16 protein-coding genes are annotated in these 16,069 nt (G+C 72.1%); 9 read left to right on the top strand and 7 right to left on the bottom strand.

From position 1 onward, the window contains the following. Positions 1-364: 364 nt before the first annotated feature. Positions 365-670 carry a sensor domain-containing protein gene (locus SROS_RS03685; RefSeq protein WP_043651272.1) on the top strand — a complete coding sequence of 102 codons (306 nt, stop codon included), beginning with the start codon at positions 365-367 and terminating at the stop codon, positions 668-670. Positions 671-676: 6 nt separating this feature from the next. Here SROS_RS03685 and SROS_RS03680 read toward each other — a convergent pair whose 3' ends face one another. After that, positions 677-1,144 carry a peroxiredoxin family protein gene (locus SROS_RS03680; protein WP_012887528.1) on the bottom strand — a complete coding sequence of 156 codons (468 nt, stop codon included), beginning with the start codon at positions 1,142-1,144 and terminating at the stop codon, positions 677-679. Between the two features lie 53 nt (positions 1,145-1,197). Then, entirely contained in the window at positions 1,198-1,779 is a 582-nt protein-coding gene (locus tag SROS_RS03675; RefSeq protein WP_043651270.1) for an RNA polymerase sigma factor, read from the bottom strand. Between the two features lie 50 nt (positions 1,780-1,829). Here SROS_RS03675 and SROS_RS51955 point away from each other — a divergent pair, with 50 nt between their 5' ends. The 7 genes from SROS_RS51955 to SROS_RS03640 all read left to right on the top strand — a co-directional run bounded on the left by SROS_RS51955 (position 1,830) and on the right by SROS_RS03640 (position 7,239). Beyond that, on the top strand, positions 1,830-2,144 hold the full coding sequence (locus SROS_RS51955) for a hypothetical protein (RefSeq protein ID WP_043651268.1): 315 nt from the start codon (positions 1,830-1,832) through the stop codon (positions 2,142-2,144). A 469-nt stretch (positions 2,145-2,613) separates the two neighbouring features. Beyond that, a complete protein-coding gene (locus SROS_RS49205; RefSeq protein WP_148268936.1) occupies positions 2,614-2,925 on the top strand; it encodes a hypothetical protein in 312 nt (103 codons plus the stop codon). 38 nt (positions 2,926-2,963) lie between these two features. Next, positions 2,964-3,515, top strand: coding sequence for an RNA polymerase sigma factor (locus tag SROS_RS03660; protein WP_012887526.1), 552 nt, complete (start codon positions 2,964-2,966; stop codon positions 3,513-3,515). Next, positions 3,512-4,393, top strand: coding sequence for a hypothetical protein (locus tag SROS_RS03655; protein WP_012887525.1), 882 nt, complete (start codon positions 3,512-3,514; stop codon positions 4,391-4,393). The genes SROS_RS03660 and SROS_RS03655 overlap by 4 nt, the downstream gene beginning before the upstream one ends. Before the next feature lie 494 nt (positions 4,394-4,887). Then, positions 4,888-5,460, top strand: coding sequence for a hypothetical protein (locus SROS_RS03650; RefSeq protein WP_012887524.1), 573 nt, complete (start codon positions 4,888-4,890; stop codon positions 5,458-5,460). A gap of 352 nt (positions 5,461-5,812) precedes the next feature. Beyond that, entirely contained in the window at positions 5,813-6,355 is a 543-nt protein-coding gene (locus SROS_RS03645; protein ID WP_012887523.1) for an RNA polymerase sigma factor, read from the top strand. Beyond that, a complete protein-coding gene (locus tag SROS_RS03640) occupies positions 6,352-7,239 on the top strand; it encodes a hypothetical protein (RefSeq protein ID WP_012887522.1) in 888 nt (295 codons plus the stop codon). Before SROS_RS03645 ends, SROS_RS03640 begins: the two co-directional genes overlap by 4 nt. A 385-nt stretch (positions 7,240-7,624) precedes the next feature. Here the strand turns inward: SROS_RS03640 and SROS_RS03635 are convergent, their stop codons facing one another. Next, positions 7,625-9,118, bottom strand: coding sequence for an MFS transporter (locus tag SROS_RS03635; protein WP_012887521.1), 1,494 nt, complete (start codon positions 9,116-9,118; stop codon positions 7,625-7,627). 159 nt (positions 9,119-9,277) lie between these two features. Between SROS_RS03635 and SROS_RS03630 the strand changes: the two genes are divergently transcribed. Further along, positions 9,278-9,910: a TetR/AcrR family transcriptional regulator gene (locus tag SROS_RS03630; protein ID WP_012887520.1), complete on the top strand. Its 633-nt coding sequence runs from the start codon at positions 9,278-9,280 to the stop codon at positions 9,908-9,910. A 191-nt stretch (positions 9,911-10,101) separates the two neighbouring features. Here the strand turns inward: SROS_RS03630 and SROS_RS03625 are convergent, their stop codons facing one another. From SROS_RS03625 to SROS_RS45655, 4 genes are read right to left on the bottom strand one after another with little or no spacing between them, the layout of a single operon-like run. Then, positions 10,102-12,111, bottom strand: a complete 2,010-nt coding sequence (locus SROS_RS03625) for an ABC transporter ATP-binding protein (protein WP_012887519.1) — start codon at positions 12,109-12,111, stop codon at positions 10,102-10,104. A 1-nt stretch (position 12,112) separates the two neighbouring features. Beyond that, complete coding sequence (locus tag SROS_RS03620) at positions 12,113-12,946, bottom strand: ABC transporter permease (RefSeq protein WP_012887518.1); 834 nt, start codon at positions 12,944-12,946, stop codon at positions 12,113-12,115. Continuing rightward, a complete protein-coding gene (locus SROS_RS03615) occupies positions 12,943-13,905 on the bottom strand; it encodes an ABC transporter permease (protein WP_012887517.1) in 963 nt (320 codons plus the stop codon). The genes SROS_RS03620 and SROS_RS03615 overlap by 4 nt, the downstream gene beginning before the upstream one ends. Then, positions 13,905-16,007, bottom strand: a complete 2,103-nt coding sequence (locus tag SROS_RS45655; RefSeq protein WP_052316863.1) for an alpha/beta hydrolase family protein — start codon at positions 16,005-16,007, stop codon at positions 13,905-13,907. The genes SROS_RS03615 and SROS_RS45655 overlap by 1 nt, the downstream gene beginning before the upstream one ends. Positions 16,008-16,069 lie beyond the last annotated feature (62 nt).

Below are 16,069 nucleotides of genomic sequence, written 5' to 3'. Positions count from 1 at the left end.
CCACGTGCCGTACCGGATGAAACCGGAACGAACGTAGCGGCAGTGATCATCAGCCCGCCACAGGAGGTCAACTCCTCCATTACCGCAGTTCAGGCGCTACTTCGTTGAAAATTTCTTCATTGCTACCGGGACCCCATCAAGAGCGATCTTCTTTCCACCTGGATCCGACCGGTTCAACGGCACCTCGACGGCGGCGCACCGCATCCCCGCGGGGACGCTCTCGCCCGTACACACACGCCTTCCACTCGATCGATGAGGCGTTCCCGGCGGCAGAGGCCGCCGCCGGGAGATGCCCGACCAGCCCCGCCCCACATACGCGCTCCCACCGTGTCGGCGGCGCCGTACGATCCCCCTGTCGCCGCCGATGGCCGCCGCCGGCCTGATCTACCTCCTCGTCATGCTGCTGACCGCCGCCACGGCGGCCGCTTTCGTCGGAGTACCGCTGCTCGCCGCGGGCGTGCCGGGGGCACGGGGGCTGGGTGCCGTCGATCGTGGCCCGGCCCGCGCGCTGCCGGGCGTCGAGGTGCCCGTCCCACCGCGTTTCCGCCCCCGGCCGGGCCTGATCGGCCGGCTCGGATCGGCGCTCGGCGACACATCCAGGCCGTCGCGCTCACCACGCTCCACGACCCCACCGCCTGATCGACTCCGGTCCCTCGAAAGATCGCCCTGAAGCAGATCACCCACCGGTGCGGAGGGCCTGGACGGCGGCGGTGATTCCCTTCCTGTCGTAGGCGCTGGTGGGCATGGTGGCGCCGTGGGCGTGGCGGACGATGCCCTGGGAATCGATGAGGACGCTGCCCGACTGCTGCATCGAGCCGAAGACCTTTCTGCTCAGGCCGACCACTTCGTGCGGGGTGGTGCGGCGGCCGATGAGCACGGGGAACGGGATCTGGCGCTTGGCCTTCCACGCGGCCGCTGCTTGGCGGTCCTCGGGAACCGCGACAAGCACCTGGATGTTGCCGGCCGCGAACTCGTCGCGGCGCTGGATGAGGTCCTGGACGTGCCTGGCGCAGATCGGGCATGACGTCGCCCGCATGAAATAGACCAGCACGGCATGACGGCCTTGGTAGTCGGACAGGCGGACGGTCTTGCCGTCGGTGTCTTCCAGCACTACGTCGGGCGCGGGCGATCCGGTTTCGAGCATGGCGGAACTCTCCTTCGAACTCGGGCTGGGAAAATGAATACGGTCTGCTCAGGTCAGGCGCTGGTGGCTCCGCGGTCGGGCGGGCCGCCGGGGGCGCCGGTCTTGCCGTCCAGGCTGAGCCGGACCCTGCCACGGGCCCGGTGCAGCTGGGACTTCATCGCGGCGTTGCTCAGGCCGAGCGTCTCTGCGACCCTCCGCCCCGGATAGCCCAGCACATCCCGCATGATCAGTACTCTGCGCTGAACGTCCGGCAGCTCCCTGATCGCCTGTGCGACGAGCTCGGCTTCCAGACGCCGGATGACCTCGTCCTCGGCCGACGTAGCCAGGCCGGTACCGGCCTCGTCGTAGCGGTCGGAAAGCAGCCGGGCACGGCGCAGACATTCGTTCCGGACGATTCGGAACATCCACGATGCCAGCGCTCCGGTGGCGCGCAGTGAGCCGATCTTCCGATAGAGGATGATCAGCGCTTCCTGCGCGGCGTCCTCGGCATCCTGCGGGGACGCGCAAAGATGCTCCGCGAAGCGTCGCACGTGAGAATGGGCACCGTGGACCACCGCGGTGATCGACTCGCGATCACCAGCCTGTGCGGCCTCGATGAGCTGCGTGCTTGCCCAGCCGGGGTCAGCCACGTCCATGTCCTTGCCGTCGTGAAGTCCTGAAGAGTGCCTGCCGCACAGTCGGCATCATGGTGTCACTCATCCGCGTCTCCTCCCCCGGCATAACCGTCCACTCCATAAGAGGCCCCCACACGGCGAAAGGATTCACCTTTTCAGGACCGATCTCGCCGGCGCACACCGAGCGGCGGGCCAGGGCCGGGCGCCGCGACGACGTGGTGCCGATCCCCGGCACCCGGCGGCAGCGGTACCTGGAGGAGAACCTCGCGGCCCTGGCCGTCGAGCTGTCCACCGAGGAGCTCGCCGCCATCGAAGCCGCCGCCCCGCCCGAGCAGGTCGCGGGCACCCGCTACGACATGACCAGCCTCACCTTCGTCAACGGCTGAGCCCGCCGCGGCGCGGACCGCTTCCAGCTCCTCTTCCCTCCACATCGCTTTCCCTCCACATCGCTTTCACCTTCTCCCGCCGTTTCTCCGCTTCTCCGCGAGGTCAACACCGGCATGTACGCCATGGCCGCGAGCCGGGTGGACACGGCTGCACTGGCACGGCCGGCGCCTGGCAGGCTTCGGGCATGGGTCGGGGGTGGCGTCGGAGTCGTTCGCCGTCAAACGACGCGGCGCCGTATTGGGGTCGAAGGTCAAAAGCGCGGCGAGGGGTGGGTGGGGTGACCGGGAGTCGCTTCATCTGTGCGGCGCCGTACGGGGTGGAAGGTCAAAAGCGCAGCGGGGCAGGTGGGGTGGCCGGAGGCCGCTCCACCCGTGCGGCGCCGCACAGATGGACACCCCTGAGCCGGAACGGAGGTGAACGGGCACTGCTGTCGCCGCCCGCCACCGGCGGAACCCGTACACCACATCCGTGGACGCAACCATCGTCTCCGGACTCGGCCGGCATCCGGGCACCGGGAATCTTCCCCAGCCCCGGCTGGCACAGGTAGATCTCAGCGTCCGGGTGCGCCACGAAATGCGCCTCCACCTGATCTTCCAGCGCCTGGACCTGGCCGACGATCACGGCCGGGATCTCCGCCTGAGCCCGCACGGTCGCGCCGTAGGCCACCATGACGACCGGCGGCTGCGCCAGTTGCTCACCGCGCAGCGCCCGCTCCGATCGGCTCAGTTGTTCATGCCTGGCCTGAAATTCTGCCGTCGCCCGCGGACACGTAGGAATTGAAAGCCCGCAGCGTTCGGAAGGTCTGACGAGGATGACGCGTGAGTGAACAAGACGACCGGTCCCGGTTCGAGGCGGTGTACCGGCGGACCTATGAGCAGATCCTCGGATACGCCGTACGGCGGTGTTCCTCTCCCGAGGACGCCGCCGACGTTGTGGCCGAGACCTATGTGATCGCCTGGCGGCGGATAACCGAGCTCCCCGACGGTGAGGCCGGCAAGCTATGGCTGTACGGCGTGGCCCGGCGGGTCCTGGCCAACCACCGCCGCAGCGAGCGGCGCAGGCTCACCCGGCACACCGAACTCACCGACGAGATCGAACACCTCTACACCGCCCCCTCCCACCGCAGTGAGCAGCCCGGCGTGGATGAGGCCATGGACATGCTCGCCGACAGCGATCGCGAGTTGCTGGCCCTGACTCTCTGGGAGGGGCTCGACCCCGGCGAGATCGCCACAGTGCTGGACTGCTCGCGCAACGCCGCCCGTATCCGCCTGCACCGGGCCCGCAAGCGCTTCGCCAAGGCCCTGGAGAAGGCCCGCCCATCAGCCGCTCGTTTCGCATCACGGCCGCTCATCGAGAAGGAGTCACGGTGACCAACGACCAGATCTTCAAGGACCGGGCCAGGGTGCTGGATGAGGACCTGGCCGGCCGGGCGTCCACCGCGGGGGCGGACGCGCTGCTGGCGGAGATCGTCTTGCTGGAGCGCATTCCGGCCCGGCGACGGCTCATGCCCTCTGCTCACCGCGCCCTGCTCGGCCTGGCCGCGGCCGCCGTCCTGGCCGGAGCCATCGTCGTCGGGCCGTCCCTGTTCAAAGCGTCCGAGCAGGTGTACGCCAGCCAGGCCGTGACGATCGACCGCGTCGGCGACGAGTACGCCTTCTACTTCACCGAGGGGGATCCCGACCCCGCCGAGCTGCAGAAGGCCTTCCACAAGGTCGGCCTGGACAACCTCACGGTGACGCTGATCCCCGTCTCGCCCCACTACGTAGGCTCCGTCTTCGGATTCGACAAGACCGACCCCGACGCAAAAGCGACGTTCGCCGGGGACAGCTGTCCTGAGCGGATCGCAAACTGCATAACGGCCTTCCGCGTCACCGCGGACATCACCGGGCCCGCGGAGGTCAGCCTGAGCCGCCCGGCGAAACCCGGCGAGAAGTACGCCTCCCCCGCCGACGCCAGCTTGCCGGGTGAGGCACTGGCCGGGGTGAAGCTGCGGGGACGTTCGGTGGCCGAGGCGGTGCGCGTCGTGCGCGAGCACGACCTGAAGGTGGCCTACGGCCTCGACTGGCCGCTGCGAAGCGACGAGGAGGGCGTTCGCTTCGAGAATGACGTGCCCGCTTCCCGCATTGATCCCGGTTGGTCGGTGACGACGGCGGAAACCTACAACGACGGCGTGATCGTCCTGCGCGCCGCTCCGGGCCCGAACACGACCCCGCCACCTGGATTCTGCGTCGACCCAATCTGCCCTTAACGCCCGTACGGGCATGACATGGCTCATGGAGCAAGGCCGAGTCAGAGCAGGTGGGCAGTCGTTGTCCATCTGCCTCTCAGGCCGTGCCAGCCGGCCGAGAAGGGGATGGGGTGAGGGCCGACCACCACCCATTACGCCCTTGCCGGTCAGCAGTGGCACCACCGTGGCCATGTTCTAGCGCTGCCATACCTCGGCGATGATGGCCCGGGCACCGCCCGGGCCATCATCGCCTTCGCCTTTTAGGTTAGGCCGGTACCAGTTCATGGAGCTGTGCGGCTCTCAAGGGGCGCCATTTTGCCGTGCGAGCGATCACGCAGAGTACAAGCCGCGCGATTCGGTTCCGATGTTTCTCAGCCCCGAGGAGCCTCCTCACCGTACGCGCGAGCACCGACACGGACGCATCCCCTTTCGGTGAGGGGCGTAGGTGATCAAGCGGCGATGAGGGGAAGCCCACGTACTCCGGATATGTCACCGGCGGCCGTTAGGGTGCCCGCGTGATCACGGACGACGATCCCGCATATGTCATGTTCTTCAAGGACGCCGCCGGACCTGTGGACGAGTTCGTGACCAGGTTCGACGGCGACCCCGACTGGGTCGGGGAGGCGCAGTGGCCGCTCTGCGCCAGGCGGGACCACCCGATGGCGTTCGTCGGGCAGTTCCGCCTGCCCGGTGACGAGCTTCACATGGCCTACCTGTTCATGTGCGGCGGCTGCGAGGAGACGTGGGAGCCCGAGGCGGGCAAGAACGCGTTGATCGTCCAGCCCGGCCGGGTTCCGTCGTTCATCACGACGATGGTCCCTTCCTGGGAGCCGTCACCGGGCGGCGGGGTGCTGGTCGACCTGGAACCCGCCTGTCCTGGCGACCTGGACGTCTTCAAGTCCAGGATGTACGGATCACCGGCCTGGCTGCGGGATGAGGAGTATCCACCGGGTGGTCCCTGGTCGTTCCTCTTCCAGCTGGACGCATGCAGCGAGTGGTGCCCCCTGGACTTGGGTGAGGGCGGCGTGGGCTACGGGTTCATCAGCGGCGACGGGCAGGAAGGCCGCTTCCTGTGGCAGTGCATCTGAGGCGGGCGGCCGTTCGCGTTCCCCGAGGCGCCTACGGCGCGCCCCGGACGTGCGACAGGCCTGCGCGGAGGTCTACGGCCCCGCGGCGGGACCATCGGTGACCTCGCTCCGCGAGCTGCTGGGCATCGTCGGGGCGCGCGAATGGCGCAACAGGGGTGTGTTGATTTCGCGCGTGAGAAGCGGGCCCCCATGAACCCGAAGGGCGAGGCCGCCACGACCGGCGGGCCATGCAGAAGTGCACGCCGGGCTCTTGGGGAGTCGAGGGATGTTCCAAACCCGCAGAGCCTTTAGAAATGCCCTGGGAATTCCGGACATGGAGGTAGATGACCGATGATCCAGTTAAGGAGACCGGATGGGATCCGATCCCCGTAGCCGGTTCGTGGAGATCTACGAATCCGCCTACGAGCCCATACTCGGGTACGTCCTGCGCCGCTACCCGCACCCGGAGACCGCCGCCGACGTGGTGGCCGAGACGTTCACCATCGCGTGGCGGCGCATCGAGGAGGTGCCCAAGGGCGACGAGGCGAGGCTGTGGCTGTACGGCGTGGCCCGGCGCGTGCTCGCCAACCATCGGCGCGGCGAGCGGCGCCACGAGCAGCGTACGGCGGCCCTGCGCGAGCGGCTCGCCGCCTCCCCCGCGCTGGCCCGCCCGCCGGAGGACGAGATGTCGCAGATGGGGAGGGTCTTCCGCGATCTGCCGGACGACGACCGGGAACTGCTCTCCCTGGTCGCCTGGGAGAAGCTCGACCATGGGCAGATCGCCCGCATGCTCGGCATCTCCCGCAACGCGGTGCGGATCAGGCTCTACCGCGCCCGCAAGCGTTTCGCTCGGGGCCTGGCGAAAGCCGGGATCGACCACCCTCGTGCCGCCGCCCTGGAAGGGAGCTCGCTGTGAACCTCGCCGATCTCGCTCGCGTGCGCGACAAGGACCTCGCTGGAGAGGCGTCCGCGCCGGAGACGCGGACGCTCATGCACGCGATCATGTCCGAGGAGCGGGAGCCAGTCGCCGTGACACGGCCCGGCCGCAAGGTCCGCCGGGGGCTGGCGCTGGGCCTCGCGACGATGGCGACGGCCGCGGCGGCCGCCATCGGCATCGGTCTGGTCGGCGGCCCGGCGACCAGCTACGCCAACGCGGCCGTCTCCATCAAGAAGACCGACGGGTACTTCAGCGTGAACATCACCGACCCCACGGCCGACCACCACCGCTTCGAGGAGGCGTTCCGGGCGGTCGGGCTGAACGTCACGGTCAAGGTGGTCCCGGTGGCGCCCTCCGACGTGGGGAAGCTGATCGGCCCCATCGTCCCGGACGGCTTCAAGTGGCACGGCAGCATCGGCACTCAGGGGATCACGCCGTGCTCGTCGGCGTTCTGCGCCAAGGTCTGGATGCCGGCCGACTTTCCCGGGCGGGTGGTGTTCGGCATCGGCCGCCCCGCCAAGCCGGGCGAGCCGTACGTCGGAGATGGCCCCGTCGCCCCGGAGGGGGATGAGGCCCTGTCCGGGTACACCAGCCACGGCAAGACGGTCGCGGACGTGCGGACCGAGCTGAGCCGGCGCGAGCTGAAGGCCGGCTACCGGCTGGTGTGGCAGTACCCCGACGACGGTGGCATCTCGTGGTTCTACGAGGCCGTTCCGGCCAGCCGGATCAAGAATGACTGGATCGTGGCGTCCACCCGCTTCCATAGTTCCGACACCGTCGACCTGTACGTGACCCCCGGCAAGGACGCGGGCCCCGCCCCCAGCCCCCGCCCCGAACCACAGTGGTACGACATGCCGGACTGAGCCCGCAGCAGGGGGACGGCGCCCGGTTCCAGCCAGGGCGTTGTCCCTTCCATGACGGCTTCGGCACCCAGGGCGATGAGCAGGCTTCGGCACCCAGGGTGATGAGCAGGTGGGACTGGCCGGTCGGGTCGACGTCATGCACGCGGACCTCTTCCCGCCCGGCCGCGCGCCACTGGTCCTCTGCAACCCGCCGTGGATCCCGGCCAAGCCCGCCTCACCCCTCGGCCACGCGGTCTACGACCCCGGCGACCGCATGCTGCGCGGCTTCCTCCATCATCCCGGTGGGACCGCGGCCTGCGTGGCCCGGGCTCGCACCGCCGAGGTCTCCGGGGAGCACCAGGACAGGCGCGCGGGCCGTGGGCCACGGCCACCGCTCCACCACTCGTCAGTGCCCGCCGTGTCCGTGCCCGTGGCCGACGAAGGATCCGGACGGCTTGCCGGCCGGCACCAGGCCGAGTGCGACCGCGGCCGCGGCCGCCGCGGTGACCGCGCACATGGTGAGTGCGGCGGTGAAGCCGCCGACGTCGGCTGCGCCGGGCGCGAGACTCGCGGCGGCCACCGTGGAGACGACGGCGACCCCGATCGATCCGCCGAGCTCGTGGAAGGTGTTGATGACGCCGGAGGCCACGCCGGCCTCGGCGGGCGGGACGTTGGCCATGGTCGTGGTGGTGGCGGTGACGAACGCCGGGCCGATGCCGACGGCGGCGAGGACGAAGCCGGGCAGGAGGGTGGTGTAGGCGCTGCTCTCGGGGGAGATCCGGGTCATCAGGGCCGCGCCGGCGGCGGTGAGCAGGAAGGCGGCCACGGCGACGGGCCGGCCGCCGATCTTCCCGATGAGATGGCCGCCCAGGTGTGCGCCGACGGTGATGGCGATCGCGACCGGCAGGAATGTCAGGCCGGTCTTCAGCGCGCTGAACCCGAGCACCTGCTGGAGGTAGAACGAGCTGATGAAGAACAGCGCGAGCATCAGCCCGGTTGCGATCAGCATCACGAACGTGCCCGAGATCACCGGGCGGCGGGCGAGCGTCTCGGCCCGCATCAGAGGAGCCTTGACGCCGCGCTCGATCGCCACGAACACCGCGTAGAAGATCACGGACGCGATCAGGGGAAGGAAGGTTCCGGCCGCGCTCCAGCCGGCATCGCCGGCGTTGACGAGGCCGTAGATCAGCAGGGCGGTGGCGGCGGTGACGACGAGCGCACCGGGCACATCCACCCGCTGCCGTACCGGAGGCCGGCCGTCGGCACGCACGACCGAGGGAAGTACGAGAAAGACCAGCAGCCCGATGGGCACGTTGATGAAGAACCCCCACTCCCAGCCCGGACCGGCGGTGAGGACGCCGCCGAGCAGAACGCCCACCGCGGCTCCCGTCCCGCCGATCGCCGCCCACACGCCCAGGGCGCGGTTGCGCAGGGGGCCGTGGAAGGCGGTCGTGATGATCGCCAGAGCTGACGGCGACAGCAGGGCGGCGCCGACTCCCTGTACGGCGCGGCCCGCGATGAGCACGGTGCCGTTCGGAGCCAGGCCGCAGGCCAGCGAGGCGAGAGTGAACAGGGCGAGTCCCGCCAGCAGCGTGCGCCGTGCCCCGAGCGCGTCGGCGAGCCGCCCGCCGAGCACCATCAGGCCGCCGAAGCACAGCGTGTACGTCGTCACCACCCAGGTGAGCGCCTCGCGGTCGAGCGCGAGATCGCCGCCGATGCTGGGCAGGGCGACCTGGACGACGGTGATGTCGACGATCAGCACGAACTGCGCCAGGCAGAGCAGGACGAGTGCTGTCCAACCCCGGGAGCCGGGGGGTGTCCGAGCTTCGGCCGGCGCGGGGTGCGCGGGGTGCGTGGCGTGCGTGGCGTGCGTGGCGTGCGCGGAATGACCATGACTCATGGCGTGACCTCTTCATGATTCGCGAGCTCGATACCGAGCACTTAATCCGAACACTACTGTTCGGGTTAGTCTAACCATACGGAGGTAGGGCATGTTGAACGCAGGAACGCAGGATCAAGGTCGTACGGGCGCAGGGAAGGCATCGCTTACCCTTCCGACATGGCCACCACGCACAAGGACGCAGGCGCTGGCGAACCGACGCGCAGCCCTCTCCCCGGCCCCTCCTCCCGGGGCCGGCGCCGGGCCGACGCCGAACGGAGCATCGCGGCCATCGTCGACGCCGCGATGACGGCCTTCAGCGAGAACTCCGAGGTGAGCATGGTCGACATCGCTCGCGTGGCCGGTGTCGGCCGCGTCACCCTCTACAGCCATTTCTCCTCCCGGGAGGAGCTCATGGACGCGGTCATGGCTCACGCCGTCAAGGAGGCCAACGCCGTACTCGGCGGAGAGGCGTCAGAGGAGACACCCGCACGGGAGGCGCTGGGCGAGCTGATCCGCTCCTCCTGGCAGATCCTCGGCCGGTACGGCCGGCTGCAGGCGGCCGCCCTGCGGGTGCTGAGCCCCGAGCGCATGCGTGAACATCACAACGAGCCGCTGATCCGGGTCCGGAACATCATCACCCGGGGACAGCGGGAAGGGGTGATCCGCGATGACCTGCCCGAGGATTGGCTCGTCTCCGTCTTCTACAGCCTGCTGCACACGGCCGCCCTGGAGGTCGGCTCCGGCCGCCTGCAGCCGGAGACCGCCGCCGATGCGCTGGAGGCGACCCTCCTGTCCGCCATCGGCGCATAGCGCGCCGACGGCGCGTCTTCACGCTCTGGCCTCTGTCCGGCGACGCGCACCTGGCCGGTGAGCGGCTCGGGCCGCGCATCGGCGCGACGCCGTACGGGGACGCTCCCGGCGGACCACGCCCGGGCCGGGCGGGCCCACTTCCCGCCGTCGGGGTCCGTCAGGTCTGTCCCGTCTCCCGCCGTCGGGGTCCGTCAGGTCAGCCAGCCGCTGGAGCCGTCGGGGACGCTCGCCAGCAGGGCCCGGGTGTAGGGGTGGGTGGGCGCGTCGAGCACCTGCTCCGCCGGGCCGGTCTCCACGCATCGGCCGGACTCCAGCACGTAGATCCGGTCGGCGATCTGCCGCACCACGGCGAGGTCGTGGGTGATGAACAGCATCGCCATCGACAGCCGCTCCCGCAGCTCGGCCAGGAGCCCGAGGATCTGCGCCTGCACCGAGACGTCGAGCGCCGACACCGGCTCGTCGCAGATCAGCAGGCGGGGCTCGCCCGCCACCGCGCGGGCTATCGCCACCCGCTGCCGCTCGCCCCCGGACAGGCCGGCCGGGCGCATCCCGGCCATGTCCCGGCCCAGGCCGACCGACTCCAGCAGCCGGGCGACGTCGTCCGGCGCGGCGGGACGGCCGTCGGCCCGCAGCGCCTCGCCCAGGGCCGCGCCGACGGTCCGGGCGGGGTTGAGCGTCGAGTAGGGGTCCTGGAAGATCATTTGCGCCGCGCGGCGGGCCTGGCGTACGGCGCCACGGCCCATCCGGCCGTAGTCGGAGCAGTCGGCGCCGCCGAGCAGGATCGTGCCCGCGTCCGGACGTTCCAGCCCTGCGACGCACCGGGCGAGCGTGGTCTTGCCCGAGCCCGACTCGCCGACCACGCCGACGACCTCGCCCGGGGCGACGGACAGGCTCACCCCGTCCAGTGCCGGTCGCCGCGCCCCGGCGAACGTCCTGCGCAGCTCCCGCACCCGCAGCACCGGGTCGGCGGTGACGGGGAGCGCGGGCGCGACACCCGGTTCGGGCGCGGGAGGCGCGGGAAGCTCCGTGGCCCGCAGGCACGCCGACAGCCGCGCGTCCCGTCCGGCGGACGCGCCGGACCCGTGCCATGCGGCGGGCGTACCAGCGGACACGGCTGACCCGTGCCGTACGGCGGGCGTATCCGCGGACGCGCCGGGCCCGTGCCGTACGGCGCGCAGCTCCGGGACGCCGTCGCGGCACTCGGCCACGGCGAGGGCGCACCGGTCGGCGAAGGCACACCGGTCGGCCACGGCGTCGTGGGCGGGCACGGAGCCGGCGACGGCGGGGATGACGGCGAGCCTCCGGTCCGCGGGCGGCTCGGCCGCCAGCAGGGCCCGGGTGTAGGGGTGAAGCTGCTCCTGCCGTACGGCCGCCGCCCCGCCCGCCTCCATGAGCCGCCCCGCGTACATCACCATGACCCGGTCGCAGGTGGAGAACGCCAGGCGCAGGTCGTGGGTGATGAGCACGAACGCCATGTGCCGCTCGCGCTGGACACGCCGGACGAGGGCGAGCACCTCGCGCTGGGTGGTGGCGTCGAGCGCGGTCGTCGGCTCGTCGGCCACCAGCACCCGCGGCCCGCCGGCCAGCGCGGCGGCCAGCCCGACACGCTGCCGCATGCCGCCGGAGAGCTGGAAGGGGTAGCGCCCGGCCACGTCGGCGGGCAGCCCGACCTCCGCCAGCAGCCGGGGCACCTCGTCCTTCGCGTCGGCCCCCCGGGGCAGCCCGTCGGCGATCTGCCGCCCGACCCTGCGCAACGGGTTGAGCAGGGTGAACGGGTCCTGCATGAGGAGGGAGACCACGCCGCCGCGCTGCCGCGCCCGGGCGCGGGGGTCGTCGTCCACCCGCTCACCCGCGATACGCACCGTTCCGGCGGCCTCCAGGCCACGGGGCAGCAGGCCCAGCATGGCCCGGACCGTGAGCGATTTGCCCGAACCGGACTCCCCCACGATCGCGACGGACTCCCCCGGCGCGACCTCGAAGGTCACCCCCGACAGCAGGGTCCGCCCGGTCGCGGGCTGGCGCACGGTCAGCCCCTCGACGGCGATCCCCGCCCCGGCCTGCCCCGCCTCCCGGGCGCCGGGCCTGCCCGTACCAGCGTGCTCCCCGGCTCCGGACCCGCCCGTACCGGTGTGCCCGGCGGCCCGCTCCTCGCGCTCGCCCGTCCCCGCCCGCCCCGCGTCCCGGTCCTGGCTCTCTCCCATGTCAGCGTGTCCTTCCGCGCCGGTCGACGCGTTCGTACAGCCAGTCGCCCACGATGTTGAGCGCGGCGGCCGTGGCGATGATGGCGAGGCCGGGAGCGATCACGGCCCAGGGGTTGGCGAGGAGCTGGGTGCGGTTGTCCGACAGGGTGCGTCCCCAGTCGGGCGAGCCGGCGGGGACGCCGAGGCCGAGGAAGGACAGCGAGGCCAGCGACACCAGCGCGTAGGCGAAGTTGAGGAACGCGTTGGCCAGCGCGACGGGGGCGATGTTCGGCCACACGTGCCTCGTCATGATCCGCCAGGCGGAGAGGTTCTTCAGCTGCGCCGCCTCCACGTAGGGCCGGTGCCGCTGCTCCAGCACGGCCCCGCGCACCACCCGCGTGTCGGTGGGTGCGAACAGCACCACCAGCACCGCGATCGCCAGGCCGTACCCGCCGCCCAGGACCCCGGCGACGACGATCGCCACGAGGAGGGCGGGCAGGGAGAACATCAGGTCCGCCCAGCGCATGGCCAGCGCGTCGACCCAGCCGCCGAGGTATCCGGCGGGCAGGCCCACGAGGTTGCCGATGAGCATCGACCCCGCGGCGACGCACAACGCCCCCGGCACGGCCGTACGGGCTCCGGCGACCAGCAGTTCCAGCACGTCGCGGCCGAGGTCGTCGGTGCCCAGCGGGTGGCCGGGCCCCGGGCCGGAGATGCCCAGCATCAGATCCTGGCCGGTCGCGTCCGGCACCAGCCAGGGGGCGAACGCGGCGGCGACCGCGACCGCCAGGAGGATGGCGAGCGCGGTGACCACGCTCACCGGCGGACGCGTCACGACTCTCGATGGACGCGTCACGACGGCCTCCCACCGATCCGGACACGCGGGTCCGCGGCCGAGTAGCCGACGTCGACCAGGAGGTTGACGGCGGCGATGAGCAGGGTGAGCAGCAGTGCCAGCGCCTGGACGACCGGCACGTCCTTGAAGGTGACCGAGTCGACGAGCAGGGAGCCGAGGCCCGGCAGCGCGAAGGTCACCTCGACCAGCACGGTTCCGGCCAGCATGCCGGTCACGATGAGCCCGGCGGCGGTGAGGATCGGCACCAGCGAGTTGCGCAGCGCGTAGCCGAGGACGGCGGGGGCGCCGAGACCGCGCGCCCGCGCGAAGACCACGTAGTCCTGGTCCAGCTCGCGGATGAGCGCGGCCCGGCTGAACCGGACGAGCATGCCCACCGCGCCGACGGCCAGCGCGACGGCGGGCAGCGTGAGGTGCAGGACCTGGTCGGCGAAGCCCTCGCCGACGCCGTAGACGGGGAACCAGCCCAGCCCGGCGGCGAACACCACCAGCAGCAGCAGCCCGACGGCGAACGGCGGGGCGCTCAGTCCCACCACCCCGGCGGTGACGACGAGCCGGTCGGCGGCCCGGCCCCGTCGCAGGGCCCCGGCCACGCCCAGCGGGATGCCCGCGACCACGGCCAGCAGCGTGCCGTACCCGGTGAGCGCCAGGGTGAGCGGGAGCCGCTGCCCGAGCATGTCGGCGACCGGCATCCCGGTCCTGATGGAGGTGCCGAGGTCGCCCCGGAGGACGCCGCCGAGCCAGCTCAGGTACTGCACGGGCAGCGGGTCGTTCAGGTGGTAGCGGGCCTGGATGGCGGCGATGGTCTCCGGAGTGGCGGGACGGGTGCCGAGGAGGGTCTGCTGGACCGACCCCGGGGCGAGGTAGAGCAGGCCGAACACGCCGATCGACAGCAGCGCGACGACCACGGCGGTGCCCGCGAGCCTGCGCAGCAGGAACACGCCCCAGCTCCGCCCCGACATCACAGCACCCCGTTCCCCGCCAGCCAGCCGAGCACGCGCTCCGCCGCGTCCCGGCGGTGGCCCGGCTCGGTCAGCTCGTGGCCCTCCCGAGGGTAGACGACCAGCTGGGTCCGGACTCCGGCCGCTGACCAGGCACGATAGAGCTCCTCAGCCTGGCCGACCGGGGTCGTGCGGTCCTCGGCGCCGTGCAGGATCAGCGTCGGGGTGGTGACCTTCGCGGCGTGGCAGACCGGCGAGCGGGCCGCCAGGAAGTCCCTGCCCTCGGACGTGGCGATGCCGGCCCCGTCGTGGTAGAGCGGGTCGTAGCCGTGGGCGAGGTTGCTGGCGTTGGCGAAGCTGAGCCAGTTGGCGACCCCGGACATCACCACCGCCGCCCGGAACCGGCCGGTGCGGGTCACCGCCCACGCGCTGAGATAGCCGCCGTAGCTCAGTCCCAGAACGGCCATGCGCCCGGGGTCGGCCACGCCGGCCGCGACGAGGTGGTCCACACCCGCGAGGACGTCGTCCAGGTCCTCCTCGCCGACGTGCCCGATGACGCGGCGCGCGTAGTCCTGGCCGCGCCCGCTGCTGCCCCGGGGATTGGGCAGCAGTACGGCGGCGCCCGCGTGCACGAGCGGCAGCGCGAGCTGCCCGGACTCGGCCGGGGCGAAGGCGCTGGACCACAGCCAGGTCGGCCCGCCGTGCGCGATGACGACGAGCGGCGACGGCCCCGGCCGCGCCTCCGGGCCGTCCGGGTTCTCGGGGACGCCCAGGCCGGGCAGGCCGGGCAGGCCGCCCGAAGTGCCCGAGCCGTCCGGATCGGCCTGGCCGTACGGGCCCGCCGGCGGCGCGGGCCCGCGCCGTGTCAGCAGGAGCCCGTGGACGGCGAGCCCGTCGGGGCCGGTCCAGGTCACCTCCTCCTGGTGTACGGCGAGCCGCGCCAGGTCGTCGTTGAGACCGGTGATCTGACGCCACCCGCCCCCGGCCACGTCCGCGACCGCGATCTCCGGCGGCCGTCCGGCCGTCTCCCAGACCGCGGCGGCGAGCGTGCCGGCGCGGTCCACCGAGAGCGACGGCTGCCCGTCCCGCCCGCCCAGGGTGCCCCAGGCCGTCCAGCGGGTCAGCGTGCGGCCGTCGGCGGTCAGCGTGCCGCCGTGCGTCCCGGTGCCCGACCAGCCGGTGAACCACAGGGTGTCCCCGTCCAGCCAGCCGAGGTCGGTGACGTCGTCGACGGCGGCCAGCGGCGTCGCCTCTCCGGTGACCAGGTCGATGTGGATGATCCGGCCGGAGACGATGGACAGCCCCTCGACCACCACGGCGGCGCGCCCGCCGGGTGCCAGCCGGGGACGGCTGAGCTGCCAGGTGGTGCGCAGGAGGGTCCGGGTCGCGCCGGTCTCGCGGTCGATCAGGTCGAGCCTGGGCCGGTAGTACCCCCCGGGTGTCTCGTCGGCCGAGGTCACGGCGAGCGCGACGCCGTCCCGCCAGTCGGCGTCCCAGACGGTCAGCCCCTCGACCGGGATCGGCCGCAGGCGGGCGTCGCCGACCTCGGCCCAGGCCAGCCGCCGCAACCGCCCGCCCGGGGTGCGGACGAAGGGGTCAGACCCGTCGTGGACCCGGAGTCCGAGGTGGCTGCCGTCGCGCTCGCTGCCGGGGTCGGCGGTCCGTACGAGCACGGTCCCGTCGGCGCCCGCGATCAGATCCTCGATCTCACCGTCCGCCCGGACCCGCCAGACGGGGGTGAGGTCGTCGCCGGCGCGGACCTCGACGTGGTCGAGGTCGGGCCCCTCGCCGGAGGCGAGCAGCAACCGCCCGTCCGGCAGCCAGCGCGTCAGCGCGTGCCACCGCTCCGGCGCCTCGGGTACCGGGACGGGCGTGCCTGCCCGCGCGAGGTCGAGCACGGACGCGCCCGCCCGCGCGAGGTCGAGCACGTGCGCGACCGGTCCCCCGCCCGCGAGCGGTAGGACGCAGGCGACGCGACCGCCCGCCGGGTCAAGCGCCACGCTCTCGGGCACCCGCAGCCCGGTCAGCGCGGCGTGTGCCTCCAGCAGCGCGGCCCGCGCCTCCGGCGGGGCCGGCGGCGCGTCCGGCGATGTCCGGCGCGCGTCCGGCGACGCTTTCGGCAATGTCTGGCGCGTGTCCGGCGACGCTTTCGGCGATGTCCGGCGCGTGTCCGGCTGCGTCATGA

Source organism: Streptosporangium roseum DSM 43021 (assembly GCF_000024865.1).
Taxonomy (GTDB): Bacteria; Actinomycetota; Actinomycetes; order Streptosporangiales; family Streptosporangiaceae; genus Streptosporangium; species Streptosporangium roseum.
The sequence above is the reverse complement of the archived record's forward strand: the minus strand, read 5'-3'. Positions and strand labels throughout refer to the sequence as shown.